16 protein-coding genes are annotated in these 16,290 nt (G+C 38.7%); 11 read left to right on the top strand and 5 right to left on the bottom strand.

Features of this window, described 5'->3' with window-relative positions:
- Positions 1-720 precede the first annotated feature (720 nt).
- Positions 721-1,176 (top strand): hypothetical protein, encoded by a 456-nt coding sequence (locus FRE64_RS17445; protein WP_186709016.1) that lies wholly within the window; start codon positions 721-723, stop codon positions 1,174-1,176.
- Positions 1,177-1,406: 230 nt separating this feature from the next.
- A complete protein-coding gene (locus FRE64_RS07630; protein WP_146295419.1) occupies positions 1,407-2,420 on the top strand; it encodes a hypothetical protein in 1,014 nt (337 codons plus the stop codon).
- A 176-nt stretch (positions 2,421-2,596) separates the two neighbouring features.
- Here FRE64_RS07630 and FRE64_RS07625 read toward each other — a convergent pair whose 3' ends face one another.
- From FRE64_RS07625 to FRE64_RS07615, 3 genes are all read right to left on the bottom strand, one after another.
- On the bottom strand, positions 2,597-3,298 hold the full coding sequence (locus FRE64_RS07625; RefSeq protein WP_146295418.1) for a GIY-YIG nuclease family protein: 702 nt from the start codon (positions 3,296-3,298) through the stop codon (positions 2,597-2,599).
- Positions 3,299-3,636: 338 nt separating this feature from the next.
- A complete protein-coding gene (locus FRE64_RS07620) occupies positions 3,637-6,456 on the bottom strand; it encodes a phage/plasmid primase, P4 family (protein ID WP_146295417.1) in 2,820 nt (939 codons plus the stop codon).
- Between the two features lie 310 nt (positions 6,457-6,766).
- Positions 6,767-6,958 carry a hypothetical protein gene (locus FRE64_RS07615; RefSeq protein WP_146295416.1) on the bottom strand — a complete coding sequence of 64 codons (192 nt, stop codon included), beginning with the start codon at positions 6,956-6,958 and terminating at the stop codon, positions 6,767-6,769.
- A gap of 205 nt (positions 6,959-7,163) precedes the next feature.
- On the opposite strand from FRE64_RS07615, the gene FRE64_RS17440 reads away from it, so the two are divergent.
- A complete protein-coding gene (locus tag FRE64_RS17440; protein ID WP_186709013.1) occupies positions 7,164-7,337 on the top strand; it encodes a hypothetical protein in 174 nt (57 codons plus the stop codon).
- The gene (locus tag FRE64_RS17435; protein ID WP_186709010.1) at positions 7,334-7,480 is read left to right on the top strand and encodes a hypothetical protein; all 147 of its coding nucleotides are present in this window, start codon (positions 7,334-7,336) and stop codon (positions 7,478-7,480) included. The genes FRE64_RS17440 and FRE64_RS17435 overlap by 4 nt, the downstream gene beginning before the upstream one ends.
- 476 nt (positions 7,481-7,956) lie before the next feature.
- On the opposite strand, the gene FRE64_RS07610 is transcribed toward FRE64_RS17435, so the two are convergent.
- Both FRE64_RS07610 and FRE64_RS07605 read right to left on the bottom strand, forming a co-directional pair.
- Positions 7,957-8,295: a hypothetical protein gene (locus FRE64_RS07610; protein WP_146295415.1), complete on the bottom strand. Its 339-nt coding sequence runs from the start codon at positions 8,293-8,295 to the stop codon at positions 7,957-7,959.
- Positions 8,296-8,400: 105 nt separating this feature from the next.
- Positions 8,401-8,865 carry an Hsp20/alpha crystallin family protein gene (locus FRE64_RS07605; protein ID WP_146295414.1) on the bottom strand — a complete coding sequence of 155 codons (465 nt, stop codon included), beginning with the start codon at positions 8,863-8,865 and terminating at the stop codon, positions 8,401-8,403.
- Between the two features lie 236 nt (positions 8,866-9,101).
- Between FRE64_RS07605 and FRE64_RS07600 the strand changes: the two genes are divergently transcribed.
- The 7 genes from FRE64_RS07600 (at position 9,102) to FRE64_RS17850 (ending at position 16,284) form a co-directional block, all read left to right on the top strand.
- On the top strand, positions 9,102-10,616 hold the full coding sequence (locus tag FRE64_RS07600) for a type I restriction-modification system subunit M (protein WP_146295413.1): 1,515 nt from the start codon (positions 9,102-9,104) through the stop codon (positions 10,614-10,616).
- 11 nt (positions 10,617-10,627) lie between these two features.
- Entirely contained in the window at positions 10,628-11,797 is a 1,170-nt protein-coding gene (locus tag FRE64_RS07595) for a restriction endonuclease subunit S (protein ID WP_146295412.1), read from the top strand.
- A 12-nt stretch (positions 11,798-11,809) separates the two neighbouring features.
- Positions 11,810-12,145, top strand: a complete 336-nt coding sequence (locus tag FRE64_RS07590; RefSeq protein WP_146295411.1) for a nucleotidyltransferase family protein — start codon at positions 11,810-11,812, stop codon at positions 12,143-12,145.
- Positions 12,142-12,522, top strand: a complete 381-nt coding sequence (locus FRE64_RS07585; protein ID WP_146295410.1) for a HEPN domain-containing protein — start codon at positions 12,142-12,144, stop codon at positions 12,520-12,522. The genes FRE64_RS07590 and FRE64_RS07585 overlap by 4 nt, the downstream gene beginning before the upstream one ends.
- Positions 12,512-13,573 (top strand): type I restriction endonuclease, encoded by a 1,062-nt coding sequence (locus tag FRE64_RS07580; protein WP_146295409.1) that lies wholly within the window; start codon positions 12,512-12,514, stop codon positions 13,571-13,573. Before FRE64_RS07585 ends, FRE64_RS07580 begins: the two co-directional genes overlap by 11 nt.
- A gap of 360 nt (positions 13,574-13,933) precedes the next feature.
- On the top strand, positions 13,934-15,691 hold the full coding sequence (locus FRE64_RS07575) for a DEAD/DEAH box helicase family protein (protein ID WP_315862647.1): 1,758 nt from the start codon (positions 13,934-13,936) through the stop codon (positions 15,689-15,691).
- Complete coding sequence (locus FRE64_RS17850) at positions 15,691-16,284, top strand: type I restriction-modification enzyme R subunit C-terminal domain-containing protein (RefSeq protein ID WP_246140409.1); 594 nt, start codon at positions 15,691-15,693, stop codon at positions 16,282-16,284. Before FRE64_RS07575 ends, FRE64_RS17850 begins: the two co-directional genes overlap by 1 nt.
- Positions 16,285-16,290 lie beyond the last annotated feature (6 nt).

The following is a 16,290-nucleotide window of genomic DNA, read 5'->3' as shown; positions in this document are numbered from 1 at the left end:
AGCGCGATTGCTACTGAAGAAACAATAGCATTTTGCACATCTCCTGAAAGGATTTTACAAAACCAACAAACTTGATAAGGATTAAAAACTATCAACAAAGAGAATAGCAGTCGTTTGATTACATATAAACCTCTTGAACTTAACGCTTATTCCTTCTTACATTTAAATATTTTATTACGTATTATTATTATAAACTGGATTTTTATGGCATTATAATTGTTTAACTTATCGCTATACTTCCTGTATAACAGGAAGTATAGAATTTATTATTATAGATAAAAAGCGTTTTTAAATAGAACTTATATAATTGCCCTTATGTAACAAGAATAGTAATTTGTTTCCGTATGTAGCAGATTAGGGGTTTATTTCTTGGGGGAGCCGTAGCCAATGTGATCTTGATCTTTAGGTAGTTTAATGTTAATATGTATGATAGAGAATAAAGCTACGTTATTTTATATCAAGGGTGATTAGGGGCAAAATAAACGATTGAACCATCATTCAATTGTTAATGCCATGAAGGGACATAGATTAACAGCAATCAACATGAATTAACTTCGATTCATGTAACATTAACCATAAAATATCACAAATAAGTACAAATGTGAAACATGATAGTTAGTGAGATTAATCATATATGACTAAAACACAATATCTTTTCAATACAGATCAACAGCAAAAGTAAATAGTAGGCGAGGTAAGTTATTTAAGTATCTTAATCAAATGGATGTTGCTACAAGAAATGCCATAATTTGCCACGCGATCGAAAACTATTATTATCCTGAACTTATATCAGAGTTTGAAGACGTGTCAGATCAAGAGTTAAAAGTGATAGCAAGGAGGTCGATAGGTGACTTATGGGGTCAAATACAGAATTTGGCAATTTTGGCAGGGTTGGATGTGGAAGAGATGTTAGGGAGAAGGGTGAACTCGGTTGGAGAAGCAAAAGCCCCGCCAAATTCAAATTCAACCGTTTTACCGACAGGTGAACAAGAACAAAAAGGAGAATTAAGTGAAGATTCAAGTAAGGAAGGGGAAAAGGATAAAAAAAGAGAAAAAACAGAAATAGAGTTAATCATGGAAGCGAGAAAGAGAGATACAGAAATAAATTTTCCGATAGATGATGATAGAAATGCAGATGGTGAAGAGGCATTAAATGATATGATAGAATCTTTTTAAAGCAAAAAGTAAAAAAAAAGAATAAATCAAAGAATAAATCAAAGAATAAATTAAAAAGGAATAAGAAATTAAAAAGGAATAAGAACCAAAGCAAAAACCAAGGTAAAAGAAGAAATAATCAATATTTATTAATTTATGCAGATTTTGGAGCAAGTGGAACAAAAGTTTTATATAGTTTGATAGGGGAAAAGACAGATGAAAAGAGAGATAAAAAGATCAAGACGTTATACATGGATGCGGAGGTAAAAGCAGGAAGTAGAGAGAAATTTATAGAAGATATAGGGAAAGGGGGATATCCAGAGGATAGATGTTGGATCAAGGTATCGGAGAATAAAGATTGTGCGTTGGGGTATCTGGCAAAGAAGCATGAGGGGCAAAGCCAGATGAATCAAAGCAAATTTATGAAAGCGGTATTTAAGACAGTGGGTTTAATCAGCGCGATCGCGGCAAGGGAAGAAATAACAAATAAAACCTTAAAAGTAGATTTAACATCATTTTTGCCCTATTCAGAAAGAAATAATTTTCCTGATTATTTTGAAGCATTGAAAGAATTTGTAAAAAATCCAATAGAAACAGAATTTGGATCGATTAATATAGAATTTATCAATTTAGTCCGACGAGTAGAAGGACAAGGAATCTATCATTCATTATCGCCAAGTGAAAAGAATAATAAAAAAGTAGCAATAATGATGATGGGATATCGAAATGTGTCATTAGTAATCGGGGAACGAGGAACAATTCAAAAGGGAGCAACAACGGATTTGGGAATGGTGAAGTTAGCAAATGAAATAGGAGAAAGTGAGGGAATCACAAATGAAGGGATATTAACAAAATTTTTAGTGGAAGCAAAAACAAATGAAGATCGAGCATTGTCACGATTATTAGCGAAAGAAACAGGATATAAAAAAGCAGAGAGAAAGGAACGGTTAAAGAAAAAGATAGCAGAATTAAGAGAAGATTTTGCATCACAATTAATCACATGGATGAAAGATGAATTAGATCAAGATGTGGATAAAATTGTATTAACAGGAGGGAGTGCAATGTATTTTGGAAAACAAATAGAAAATCAAATAAAGAAAAATTTTCCGTGGATGGAAATTGGATGGAACAATGGATTAGATCCAGAAAAAGATTTAGGCGTAATACGGAATCTAGGACAAACAGATCAATACAAACGATATATTGATGTCTATGGAGAATACTTATATAATCAAGCTGTGATTGCAGAGAAAAAAAACAATTAGAATGAGTAAGATTAATGGCATTTTCATCACATAATTATCATCCGAATAGATTGAATATCTACTATCTTTTAATGATGATACAAAACTCATAACTATTAATTTTCATCTGCTCTAAAAAAAATACTCCCCTTGGGTTTTGAGGGAGTATTTTTTCTTCTTATTGTTTATTTGATGAATTATTGATGCTTATAGGAAGAAACTTGTACTTTTTTATTATAATTCAACACTTGAGCTTTATTATTGTTTTCTTCATATTTCTTTAGAGCGTTAAGTTTTAATTCTTGTTCTTTTACTTTTTGAGAATATTCCCATTCTTTTTCGGTTACAACTTTGAGAACTCTGTTGTTCCGCACTTTAACTTTGGGAGCGCGATAACTAGGTTCTTTACTATTTTCTTTAATTATAGATATAACTTCTGATTCAATTTCATACATTCGTCTTTGTGCTTCATTTTTTATGTCTCGAAGCTTTACGTACTCCATCAGCAGCTCATTATCAAAGCAAGAACCTTTAGCTTTAGGAGGTCGAGAATCAGAATCTTTTGTTTTTTTATGATTAGCTGGAGGATTCAGCAATTGAATCCATTGATGTTCATCTTTACCTAGATTATTGTTTTCAATTTTATCGTAAGGAATCCAAGCTATTTGAGTCGCCCCGTTCTTAATAAATTCTAGCCATTTTTGAGGGTCTTGTTCAAAATGAATTTTAAAACGATGTGCTATTCCATCTTTCGATTTTCCAACGTAGATACATTCTTTATTTTCATCCAAAACGAAATAAATTCCAGAGATATTACCAATTCGTTTATAATCATATAAGTCAACAACATTTCGAAGCTCTTTAATGTACTGCTTTGCTTGATGATAATTATGCTTCATTTTTAAATATTCTCCTTTAATATATTTTCTACTAATTAACTATTATTTATTTATTTTTCAAATATTTAAAACACACTAAATGTAGTATTTTTATGGAATTGGCTGTAAAAATACAAATCAATCCATAAATTGTACCCATCTCCCTATCTCCCCATCTCCCTACCTGAGGGTGATTTCAGGAGAATGAAACGACCCTGCCTTTTGTGGGGGGAATACAGTTTTTGGTGATTCCGATCTACTCAGCCAAAGAATCCTGTAGGGAGATGATTTAGCGATTGAGTATTGATAGTAAAATACCCTTTTTATGGATTGATGTTTTCTGGAGCGCGATCGCGATATTAAAATAAGGACGACTGAGAAGTGTTAGCCACTTGACGTAACCGTTTTCTTTCATCAGCTGTTAAAAGGTTGTGCCATACCCATTTATATTCAGCTTTAGAAAATCCAGAATCACTCTTAAAATCTTCTATATCTTTATTAGTTTGGCACTCTGATAATAATCGGCGGCATTTTTTCGCCTGCTTTTCTTTATGGGCGAGGGAATCGTCCCGACGTGCAGGGTAAGTAGAAAAATCCACTCCATCATCAGAGGGTGTAACAACCTGTAACGACCCGTAACGACCCTTATCAGATGGTGTAACAACCTGCTCTGTTTTCTGTGAGTCTGAGTCTACAGGGGTTTCAGGATTTTTGTCTGTGGGTGTAACAACCGTATCAGGGTTTTTATCATCCTTTTTATTTTCAGAATTTAAACCTAAGTTATTAGCTTGATTTTCCGTACTAGTATCAGAAGCTAAATGAGGTTTATTTTTTTCTTTTTTCTCATTGTTGTTTTGGGTTGTTACGGTTGTTACGGTTGTTACATCGCTTTGTTTATGGGGATTTTGGGTTGTTACGGGGGTTGTTACATCTTGGCTATAGGTTGTTACACTTTCTGAAAATCTTTCCTCAACTAATGGAATATCGTTATCGGTGTCTGTTCTTAGTCGCAGTCCTTCGATTACTCGTTGAGGTTTGCCAGCGTAGCGTTTCAGGTCCTTGGCTACATCCCAACCTAGTAACTGATTACAAATTTCTAATAAATCAGTAGAGAAGTTTTGGGAGGTTTTTGGTTTACGTCCACTCTGGCGGCAGTAATGGCAGTAGGAAGCGTAAAGGGAAGATTCATCAGGATCGTAATCCTCATCTTTTTGCTGCCATCGGTTTCCATCACTTCCAATAATCGCGATCGCGCCATTCTCTGGAACAAGCTCGTCATTGATCCACGCGGCTAAACCATCGGATTCACACTGGCGTTTCCATGATGCCAGGGTTAGCTCGGGACTATCTGGGTTAAGGATTAGTTCCTCAATCAGATCATCATCAAAGTTATGTAGCAGATAAGAGGTAAAGGCAGTTAGTTCCTCTTTCATCTTCTCAAGTAGTTTCAAATCCCGATCGCGCTTAGGCAAAACGTTGTTACACTCAATTAGAATCATGCGGCGGTTAAGCCAGTTGGAAGCACTAGCAGGGAAACAAAACTGATTACTCGTTAACACTGCCAAGCCTTGAAACTTAAATGAGCTTACATCCTTTCTCATCCGTCGCCCGGATAAGTCATCGCCACCAGTTAACCGCTTAAAGTTACTGTTTTTACGGCTTGATATCGGGGGCTGGTCGGGAAGGTTAAGCAGTCGTTTGTCGAATAAATCAATGATGTTGTGTTTGTCCTCTAAATCTTCTAGAGAGAAGCTGGTGGCGTTTTTGCTACCCACTAATTCAGTCATCAACTCCATTAAGGTAGATTTGCCACTGCCACCAGAGCCAAGCAGATAAAGGAATTTCTGCATATCTGTTTTGCCCTTCAATAGGGCAGCCATAAAGGCAAGGATAGTGTTTATATTTTTAGAATCGTCGCTGGTAAGCTGTTTCAAGAAAGTAAAAATGGTGTTACAGTCTTTATCTTTATCGTCGGTAAAAATGCAATAATCCCGTGGTAACTTCCAAGTTAGTCGGAAGCCCGGCAAGTGATCATGAAACTTGCCAGATTCTAGATCATAAACGCCGTTCTTAAATGGTAAGTAGCGTTTGGGCTGCTCGTCCCACTTCCGAATGAACAATTCATCCTTGAGATATCCCAAGATATTGTTCATGTACTTATTAGAACGGAACTTATGGATGTCCCGATTCTTAAGTTCAATCAGAACGGCATGGCTGATATAGTCGTCAGCAACCATCGACCAGATGCCAGTTTCCTCCAGTTCGTAAACTAGCCATGAACTGAGGTCCGAGCAATAAACCCAGCGATCGCGATAAGTTTCTGCTAACTCTTCACCAATCGCGCCTGCCATCGGTGGCTTATTGTCAGTGCCGTCACCATTATTGTCGCTTTTGTATTTATCCCGAACTAACTCAGCTTGGATTAATTTCTCTCGGAAGGCTTCAATGCCGTGATTCTGGATATAGTCGTCCATTCCTTTACCATCTTCTGCTGACCAAGTGCCAGTAATAGAGTAAACGGGAATTTCAAATTTTTCCAGTTTGGTAGCAAAGGTTTTCTCAGCACGAACAACATTCTTATTGGTGGCACAATCAGCATCAAAGGCAATAATGAAACCAAAACCTAATTCTGCATATCTTCTGGGTTGATCCACTAAATATCGTTTACTTTCCTTGTCATCCTTACTGCCAGTTAAGCCATTCTCAACGCCCGTTAATGCGATGGTGGGTAAACCATTGGCTGTTCCTTGGATTGCCTTAAATAAACCTTCTGTAATGATAAGGCAAGGGACACCGTCGATGATCCAACACGCCTGCTTTAACTCTTCCTCATTATTCCAGAAGTTTGGATCATGAGGATTAATGGGTAACATCGCGTCAATATTATCTTTGTAAGGGGTTCGATACTTTGGAGCTTTTTTCCCCTGCTTGCCACTCCACGGCTGATCGGGCTTAAATTGTTGTTGACCATTGGCAGATTCTAATAGTAAGCCATCGCTTTTGGCTTGGTAATGCAGTATCTCAGAGGCTTCTTTAATGTCAATGCTCCGACAATTAGCTTTTACCCATTTTGGCGGTAAAGCGCGATCGCGTGTTAGGTCCTTCCAGTGTTTCTCATTGATAGTATGTGGACGACTGGCAGTTTGTTTTTGCTGTTGTTGTGCTGTTGTTGTAACCATTATTCTTATTCCCCCTCACTTCCAATTACTTCGGTTTCAATGTCAGATAAACACTGAATCGCCCGTCCTGAAGGTAGAACGAGCGATTTCAATAAGTCTATGTAGCTTGTGGTACTATAATTATGGTAAAAATTACTATAATTGTTAACCTTTAGAAAAGTAGTTTCAATGACTTGGACGTTTCGATTTTTTCTTCTATCATTAGAAGAAGAAACGAAATGTAAAATATTTTTTTTCATTTCTGTTTACCTCTTTTCGTTTACTGGGAATTAGCCCCGAGGTGTTAGTTCCACCTATGACGGGCTAATTGTCAGTTTAAATGTTCGTTGAACAATATTTTATTGCCTGCTGACTTTTGGTGTTCTAAATAGGCTTCATAAGCCCACTGGCGAAACAGACTGGCTTTTGATCGTTTCTGCTGCTGCGCTTCCGCCTCTACAAAATTTAATAAATTTTGATCATTCTCAAGGAAGGGGACACCAAAAGTTTTAAGTCTAGCCATTTTTTCTGTCCTCTGTGCTTACTGTTACTGGAATTAAGTTCTATCTGGAAAAGCTACCAGATCAAATTGCACTTTTCTATTGTTCTCATTATGATTAGTTCATAGTGAGCTAAAAGCAACGGGTATATTATAGCTCATATTTAGCTCACTATGAGGTATAATACAAAAAAAACGAAAAGAAAACAAAAAGAAAACAAAAAGAAAGATGACAGTTAAACGTAAACGAACTTCTATCTATATCCGAGAAGATTTGATCAAAAAAGCAAAACAGGACGCAGCCAAGCAGCACCGCACTTATAACAACTACATTGAATATTTGATTGATAAAGCCCATCAAGAAGCCACTAGTAACACGATCGACAATAGCGAAAAGTCATGAAGATTGATCGGCATAGGCAAGCAAAGATTCTTACCCCTGAAGAAATACAACTCCTATTTACTCAGGGGTTTAGCACCCAGCGCGATCGCGCCCTCTTCGGCATCTGTCTCTATGGTGCGTGTCGGTATTCGGGAAGACTGTAGCTCAAGAACGGCGGATGTTTACAACCGTAAGCGAGTTTCCATGTATGATGAGATAAGAGCGCGATCAGAAGATTAGCCTTCTTCAATTTTCTTTGCATCGTAATCTTGGATTTATTACTGTCTATATCTATATCCTTCTGCAGTCGAACGGCTCGTGGAAGTAAAACTAAAATGCTTGTGGATTCGGTCTGACGGGCATGGTTTCATTTTTGAGACTGTCTAGTTAAGTGGAGTAGAAGCAAGAATCTCCCGTTATAGTCTTTGATTTAACGGGAGAGCCTCAACTCAATCACAATCTGGATCATTACTAATCTACTTTTGATCAGATTTTGAAATAAAAATCTGGATATCACTAGGATCAAAAATTTTAATATCTAGCAATCAGTATTTAACTGTAAGAGCCTGATTTTTCAGTTGCTAGTTCATCAATAGTTCCTGACTGGTATAGAAATGTGGATTATAATAGACAAATAGGCTCACAAATGATTTTCCATTTTTTCAAAAACTTTATGGGCAATTTTTTTAGATTCATCCCAATCATAAATTTGTAAATCTAATTTTAACCCAAATATAAATAGTTTATTTCTAACGCCAGAAATGCTTACTTCAATGGAATCATTTGTCTCGTTGCTTATTGAAATTGACATAAATTGACCAAGCCATGAGTTCCAACTCAACCCTGTCTTAAAATTAATTGAGCCTGAATCTTTATCTATTTTTTCAATTTTGTATCCTAAATCTTTGACAGCTTTTAATGAAGTATAAAATACCTGATCAAATGTTTTATCAAATTTTTTGATGACTGATTTTGCCATAGCAACCTTCTATTACTTATCTTGATTAGAAAATATCATATTAATAAAAAAAAATTCCCCCTTCCAGAGCAGAAAGGGGGTTGCCGTTTTAGGAGGTGTTATCGGTTAGGACTGTCCGCTGGAACCCGCAATGGCTTGTTGATCACCAAAGTTGATTTTTACTTTCTTATTCGTCGCTTCTTCCACTTTCGGTAAGTGTAGCGTCAGAAGGCCGTTGTTGTAGTCCGCCTGTACTTGGTCTTGTTGGATGCCAACGGGTAAACCAATAGTACGACTGAACTTACCATATTGGAATTCAGAGCCGTAGCTGTTTTCTCCTTCGTTTTCGCGACGATATTCACCGCTGATGGTTACAGAGTCACGGTTTACCGTCACGTCTAAATCATCAGGATTCATGCCAGGGACTTGGGCTTTCAGTTCTAAATTATTACCAGCATCATTGAGTTCAATCGGAAGTTGACCCCATTGCGGCGTTAGAGCGCGATCGCCCGTCATTTCATTAAATAGGCGATCCATTTGACGACGGAAAGCATCGAGTTCAGTAGCAGGATTCCAACGTACAAGTGCCATAACGCTGTCACCTCCTAATTTTTGGTTTCAACTGCACGCGCTGCATCAAACCTCTTATTTCATTTTCTAGCATGGAAAATAGAGTAGCATTTTGTCTTTGGGGTTAACCGAAAAAAGGGAATGAACAATCCCGTAAAACGATTCACCAGACGTTAATGCTGTCTTTAGCAATTTTCTTGATAATAGCCTTCAGTAAGGGGTTATAATAGCTTTCACGACGCAAAAAAGGAACACTAATGATCACAGGAGAGTTAAAGTCAAAAGTTGATCGCCTATGGGAAACATTTTGGAGCAACGGCATTAGCAATCCCCTCTCTGTGATAGAACAAATTTCTTATCTTCTGTTTATCAAACAACTGGATGACAAGGAACTGGCTAAGGAAAAGAAAGCTCGACGCTTAAACCGTCCCGTTAAAGATCCTCTTTTTCCCGAAGACAAACAACATTGTCGCTGGTCTCATTTCAAAAATCTTGATGATCCGGAAAAAATGTTGGAGGTTGTACGAGAGGATGTCTTTCCCTTTATCAAACAACTAAAGGGCAGCGAGCAGGAAAGCAATTATTCTCGCTACATGAAAGATGCAACGTTTCTCATTAGCAGTCCTGCTCTCCTTGCCAATGCAGTGGAACAAATTGATCAAATGTTGGCAGATTTGGAGCAACAAGCCAGAACTGCCCAACATAGCAATTATGTGGATTTAATGGGGGATCTCTATGAGTATATGCTCTCTAAACTCACAAATTCTGGGCAAAATGGACAATTCCGCACCCCTCGCCATATTATCCGGATGATGGTGGAGTTAGTTGACCCAGGACCGGGGGAAATCATCTGTGACCCTGCTTGTGGGACTGGCGGTTTTTTAGTTTCAGCAGCAGACTATGTCAAAAACAAAAAAGATGCCGAGGGAAACCACCTGATTAACATTCCCGAAAACCGAGAGCATTACCAGCAAGGGATGTTTTACGGTTATGACTTCGATGCCACCATGTTGCGTATTGGCAGCATGAATATGATTCTCCATGGGATAGAAGGGTCAAAAATTGAATCCTGTGATTCCCTTTCTCAGAATCGTTCGGAAATATCGGAGTCTTTTAGTCTAATCCTTGCTAACCCGCCGTTTAAGGGGTCAGTTGAAAAATCCACCATCGCGAAAGACCTGACGAAAATTGTTTCCACGACGAAAACCGAATTACTGTTTCTTGCCCTCTTTTTGCGGTTATTAAAAGTTGGCGGTCGTGCTGCAGTAATTGTTCCTGATGGTGTTTTATTTGGATCTCAAAAGGCTTATCAAACCATTCGGAAAACGATTGTAGAAGACCATAAACTGGAAGGTCTTATTGCCATGCCATCGGGCGTTTTTAAGCCCTATGCCGGAGTTTCCACTGCTGTTCTGATTTTTACGAAAACCAATGCTGGCGGAACGGATAATGTTTGGTTTTACCAAATGAAAGCAGATGGATTATCCCTTGATGATAAGCGTCAGCCAGTCGAAGAAAACGATATTCCCGATATTGTCCAGCGTTGGAAAAACCGTGACCCGGAAAAAGATTCTAATCGCACTGGTAAAGCATTTTTTGTTCCCAAAGATGAAATAAAAGACAATAACTACGATCTGTCTATTAATCGTTATAAGGAAATTGAATATGAAGAAGTTGAGTATGAACCACCTAAAGTAATTTTAAGAAAGTTACAGGACTTAGAAAATGATATTCAACAAGATTTAGATGCTTTGGAAAATCTGATTAAATAAAGCTTTTTTATATGTGGAAGGAAGTTAGTTTAGGTGAAATTTTGACAATACAAAGGGGAGGATCTCCTAGACCAATTACGTCTTATTTAACTGATTCAGAAAATGGAATTAATTGGGTAAAAATTAGCAATACTCAAGGAATTAGCAAATATATTTATGAAACTCAGCAAAAAATAAAACCAGAAGGAATTTCCAAAACTAGAGTTGTGTATAGTGGAGATTTTATTTTATCTAATTCGATGAGTTTTTGTAAACCTTACATTATGAGGACAACTGGATGTATTCATGATGGGTGGTTAGTTTTAAGAAAAAAAGAAACAAATTTAGACGAAAATTTTTTATACTATATTTTAAGATCTGATCTTATTTATAAACAGTTTAAGCGTCTCGCATCTGGTACAACAGTAAAAAATTTAAATATTAATGTAGTTAAAAAAGTCCAAATTCCTCTACCCCCATTAGAAGAACAGAAACGAATAGCAGAGATATTAGATCGCGCTGATGCTATTCGTCAAAAGCGGAAAGGCGTGATCGCGCTTACCGAAGAACTGGCGCGATCGACTTTCTTAGAAATGTTTGGCGATCCTACTACTAATTCAAAAGGTTGGAATCTGAAATCTCTTGGGGAACTTGCAAAAATATCAGGAGGTGGTACTCCTAGTAAAAAATGTCCTCAGTATTATGAAGGTAATATTTGTTGGGTAACTTCAAAAGACATGAATGTTCACATGTTAGTAGATACTAAAAATCATATTACTGAGAAAGCTATTGAAGATAGTTCAACTAAACTAGTGGGAATTGGAACTTTATTAGTTGTTGTAAAAAGTAAAATTCTAATGAAGCGTTTACCAGTAGTGCGGACTAAGGTTCCTACTTGCTTTAATCAGGATATAAAAGCGATTGAATTATATGATTCATGGATGACAAGATATTGTCATTGGCATATGAAACTTGGTCAAGATACTTTACTAAATAAAGCAAGAGGACTTAATACTGAAGGATTAACACTTGAACATTTTAACAATTATCAGATTATGATTCCTACTTATTCGGAAATAATGCGCTTTACGAAAGTAGAAAAAACTATTGAAGAATCATTATTAGCTTCTAGACAAGCACTTGAAAATGCAAATAACCTTTTTAATTCCCTACTCCAAAGAGCATTTAAAGGCGAACTATAACTTAAAAATCTCATGTCATCGGTAACGCAATCCAATCAACTTCAACAAACGCTTAGTCAACTCAAACGACAGCTTCAACAAACCTATCAAGACCAACTGATTAACCTAATTCTCTTTGGTTCACAAGCGCGAGGGGAAGCGGAACCCGATTCCGATATTGATGTTTTAGTTATTCTAGCTGGAGAAGTGAATCCCATTGCTGAAATTAAGCGCAATAATGCTTTAATTAGTAACCTCTCTCTGGAAACAGATCAATTAATTAACTGTATTTATCTTTCCGAACAAGACTGGCATTATCTCAAAACCCCTCTGATTCAGAACATCCATAAGGAAGGAATTCCCGTGTGACCCCCGAACAAAACCAACTGTTCCAAAAAGCCCAACAAAGCCTTAATGCTGCCCAATATCTCTTAGCAGGAGGGTATTACGATTTTGCCGTCTCCAGAGCTTATTACACGATGTTTTATATTGCCTCTGCCTTCCTTTTAGGCGATGGCTTAACCTTTTCCAAACATTCGGGCGTAATTTCCGCTTTTGGAAGAGAATTTGCTAAAACAGAAAGAGTCCCTGTTAAATTTCATCGACAACTTAAAGAAGCGCAAGACTTACGAAATGTGGGAGACTATGGTGCTACCGATCTCATTTCCCGAGAAGAAGCCGAATTACAAATTCAACGCGCTGAAGCCTTTCTAGTGTTTTACAGCCAAAATGCCAATGCCGTCTAATTTCGACTTCCTCCAAACCGATTATCCCGACCTTTACCAAGACGCTACTCAAGCGGAACAACTGGTGAAAACTGCCCCTCGTGCTAGTTGTTTTTATAGTCGTTACACGCTGGAACAAGCCGTTAAATGGCTATATGCTAATGATCCTTATCTTAAACTCCCCTATGATAGCAATCTTGGTGCGTTAATCCATGAACAAACGTTCAAAGATAATCTAAAACCGGGACTTTTTCCTAAATTCCGCACTATTCTTAAAACAGGCAACCATGCTGTTCACCAAAACACCCCCATCGGTGAAAAAGACGCGCTTCATTTAGTAAAAGAACTGTTTCATATCCTCTACTGGCTATGTCGTTTCTACTCTCCAAACGGCAAAAATCTCCCTTCACTGACCTTTGACCGCGACCTCATCCCAGATAGCCAAGGCAATCAAGACTATAGCCGTCAACAACTGCAAGAATTAGAAACCCAACTTTCCGAAACCGACGAAATGCGTCGTATCGCCGAAACAAGGCGACAACAGACAGAACAAGAACTTAATGCCCTGAAAGCGGAACTTGATGAACTGAGACAGCAAAATCAAGCTGTTAGCGATCCCCACGACTATAACGAAGCTGATACTCGCCATTACCTCATTGATCTTCTGCTTCGGGAAGCAGGATGGGATATTGACCAACCCCATGCCCAAGAATATGAAGTTACGGGAATGCCTAACAGCACCGGCAAAGGCTATATTGATTATGTGCTTTGGGCAGACAATGGAACTCCTCTCGCCCTAGTAGAAGCCAAACGTACTAGCAAAGATGCTAATCAAGGGAAACATCAAGCGAAACTTTACGCCGATTGTTTAGAACAGCAATACCAACAGCGTCCGGTCATTTTTTATTCCAACGGCTATCAGCATTGGCTATGGGATGATGTGACATATCCACCGCGTTCTGTCCAAGGCTTCCTCAAACCAGATGAACTGCAACGCCTGATCTTCCGTCGTACTAACCGCAAACCCCTGCATTTAGCAGAAGGGCTGAGAATCCTACGACTACAATTTTAATTTAGTCGGTAGACGGGGCGTATAAACCTCCGACCCAACTTGAATTGAATTCAAGTTGGAATGCGGAGGTGCATTCCGCACATCTGGGGAGACCCCAGATGACAGCCCCTCATGAATCAGCCCATTTGCGGTATGATTAAATAAGTCTCGCATGGGAGACCATTCGGCGAAAACCAAGCCAGAATTAAAAGAATTTTCAATTCTCTACCATGCTTTTTACCTGTGGGACGCGGGGCAAAGCCTATCGCCTTGGGGTAAGCCTTATTTCTTCCTCGGAAGTGATAAGCTCCTGATTGGGTAGGAAGCCTCTCTTACAATCTTTGATTTAAGAGAGGTAGTTCACTTCAACCTAACACCGAAATTGCAGGGCGAAGCTACCAACTTGAAGCCCTTACCCGCATTACCGAAGAATTTGACCAGTATAAGAAACGTAAAACGCTGCTGGTGATGGCAACGGGAACCGGCAAAACTCGCACCGCGATCGCGTTAATTGATTTATTGAAGCGAGCTAATTGGGTAAAACGGGTTTTATTTCTCGCTGACCGGAACGCCCTCCTCACGCAAGTCTTACGGGCGTTAAAAGTTCATCTTCCCACAGTAACTCCCATTGACTTAACCAAAGACAAAGCCATCGAAACCGGGAATGTGGTTCTCTCCACTTATCCCACCATCTTTAATGCCATTAACCGTAACGATAGTAATCAACACTTTATTAGTCCAGGACATTTTGACCTCGTTATCGTTGACGAAGCCCATCGTTCCATTTATCAGAAATATCGCTTTCTTTTTGAATACTTCGATAGTCTGCTTGTGGGACTAACAGCGACTCCTCGCGAAGAAATTCACCGCGATACCTATCAAATTTTTGACCTAGAACCGGGGGTTCCTTCCTTTGCTTATGAACTATCCGATGCCGTCACAGATGGTTATTTAGTTCCCCCGCGCGGGGTTAATGTTCCCTTTCGCTTCCTCAGTCGGGGAATCAACTATGACGACCTTTCTCCCGAAGAACAACAAGAATATGAAGCTACCTTCTTAAACGACACCACAGGAGAAATGCCTCCTGCTATCGAACCCAACGCCCTTAATCATTGGCTGTTTAACCTGAATACCATCGATCAAACCCTAGAACTGCTGATGGAAAAAGGATTAAGAATCGAAGGGGGAGATCGGTTGGGTAAAACAATTATCTTTGCTCGCAATCATGAACACGCCAATTTTATTGTTCAACGTTTTGACCATAACTATCCTCACTTGAAAGGAAAATTTGCACAAGTCATTGATAGTCATAATTCTTATGCCCAAGCACTTTTAGATGACTTTTCCGAACCCCACAAAGAGCCAACCATTGCTGTTTCTGTCGATATGCTAGACACTGGGGTTGATATTCCTGAAGTTGTTAACTTAGTCTTTTTCAAACCAGTTTATTCCCGAGTGAAATTTAATCAAATGATTGGTCGGGGAACTCGCTGTTGCCCAGACTTATTCGGCGTGGGGCAACATAAACAAGAATTCCTTGTCTTCGACTTATGCGGTAATTTTGACTTTTTCAATCAAGATATTCAAGAACCGGAACGTAAACCGCCAGAGGCTCTTAGCACTCGCTTAGTTAAAACCCGACTGCAACTAGCTCAAGCCTTAAAAAATCATAGTGCCAATGACGAAGAGGAACAAACGCAACTGAAAGATAACTTATTAGATCATCTCCATCAGCATGTCGCCAATATGGAGCAGGATAATTTTCTAGTGCGTCGTCATTTAGAAGCTGTAGAAACCTTTTCGCAACGGGAACGCTGGGAAAATTTAAGTGACGATGATATAGACACCATTAGGGAAGAGTTAGCGCCACTTCCCAATAAATTGCCCCGCGAAAAAGAGCTTGCCAAACGCTTTGACTTACTTTGCCTCAAACTCCAACTGTCGATTGTCAAACAGGATCATCAATTCACCCAATATCGGGATCAAATCCGAGATTTGGTTACTCAACTAGAAACTAAGCAAAATATCCCCATGGTTAAGGAACAACTTCCCCTCATTGAAGAAGTAAAAGTGGAATCTTGGTGGGAAGATGTCACCCTTGGGATGGTTGAGTATGTTCGGCAACAACTGCGGATTTAATGGATTTTGTTGATCGCGAGCAAAGACAAATTGTTTATACTGATTTTGCTGATGAAATGGGAGCAATTGAAGAGACAGAAGTTCCCATTCAGCAAACAGGCTTTAGTCCTTACCAATATAAGAAGAAAGTGGAAGCCTATATCAAAGCGAATGAACATCATGTCGCGATCGCGAAACTCAAACGCAACATTCCGCTAACCGAAACTGATCTTAACTCTCTTGAAGACATGCTCTTTAATGCTGAAGAAATCGAGAGTCGAGAACGCTTTGAAGAAGTGTTTGGCAAACAGTTCAGTCTCACTCGTCTCATTCGGGAAATTGTCGGATTAGATCGCGGCGCTGCTAAAGAAGCCTTTGCCCGCTATCTGGAACAGGAAACTTTCAGCGCTAACCAAATTCGCTTTGTAGAAACCATTATCGACTACCTCACACAAAACGGAGTAATGGATCCGGGACTCTTATATGAGCCTCCCTTTCAAGACTTCCATTATGAAGGACTCGACGGTGTATTTGCTGAAGAAGATGCCGATAACATTATTAGCATTGTGCGCTCCTTTAATGAAACGGTTACTGCTGATTTTCATACCGCGTAAAAAGTA

Source organism: Euhalothece natronophila Z-M001, assembly GCF_007904085.1.
Taxonomy (GTDB): domain Bacteria; phylum Cyanobacteriota; class Cyanobacteriia; order Cyanobacteriales; family Rubidibacteraceae; genus Halothece; species Halothece natronophila.
The sequence above is the reverse complement of the archived record's forward strand: the minus strand, read 5'-3'. Positions and strand labels throughout refer to the sequence as shown.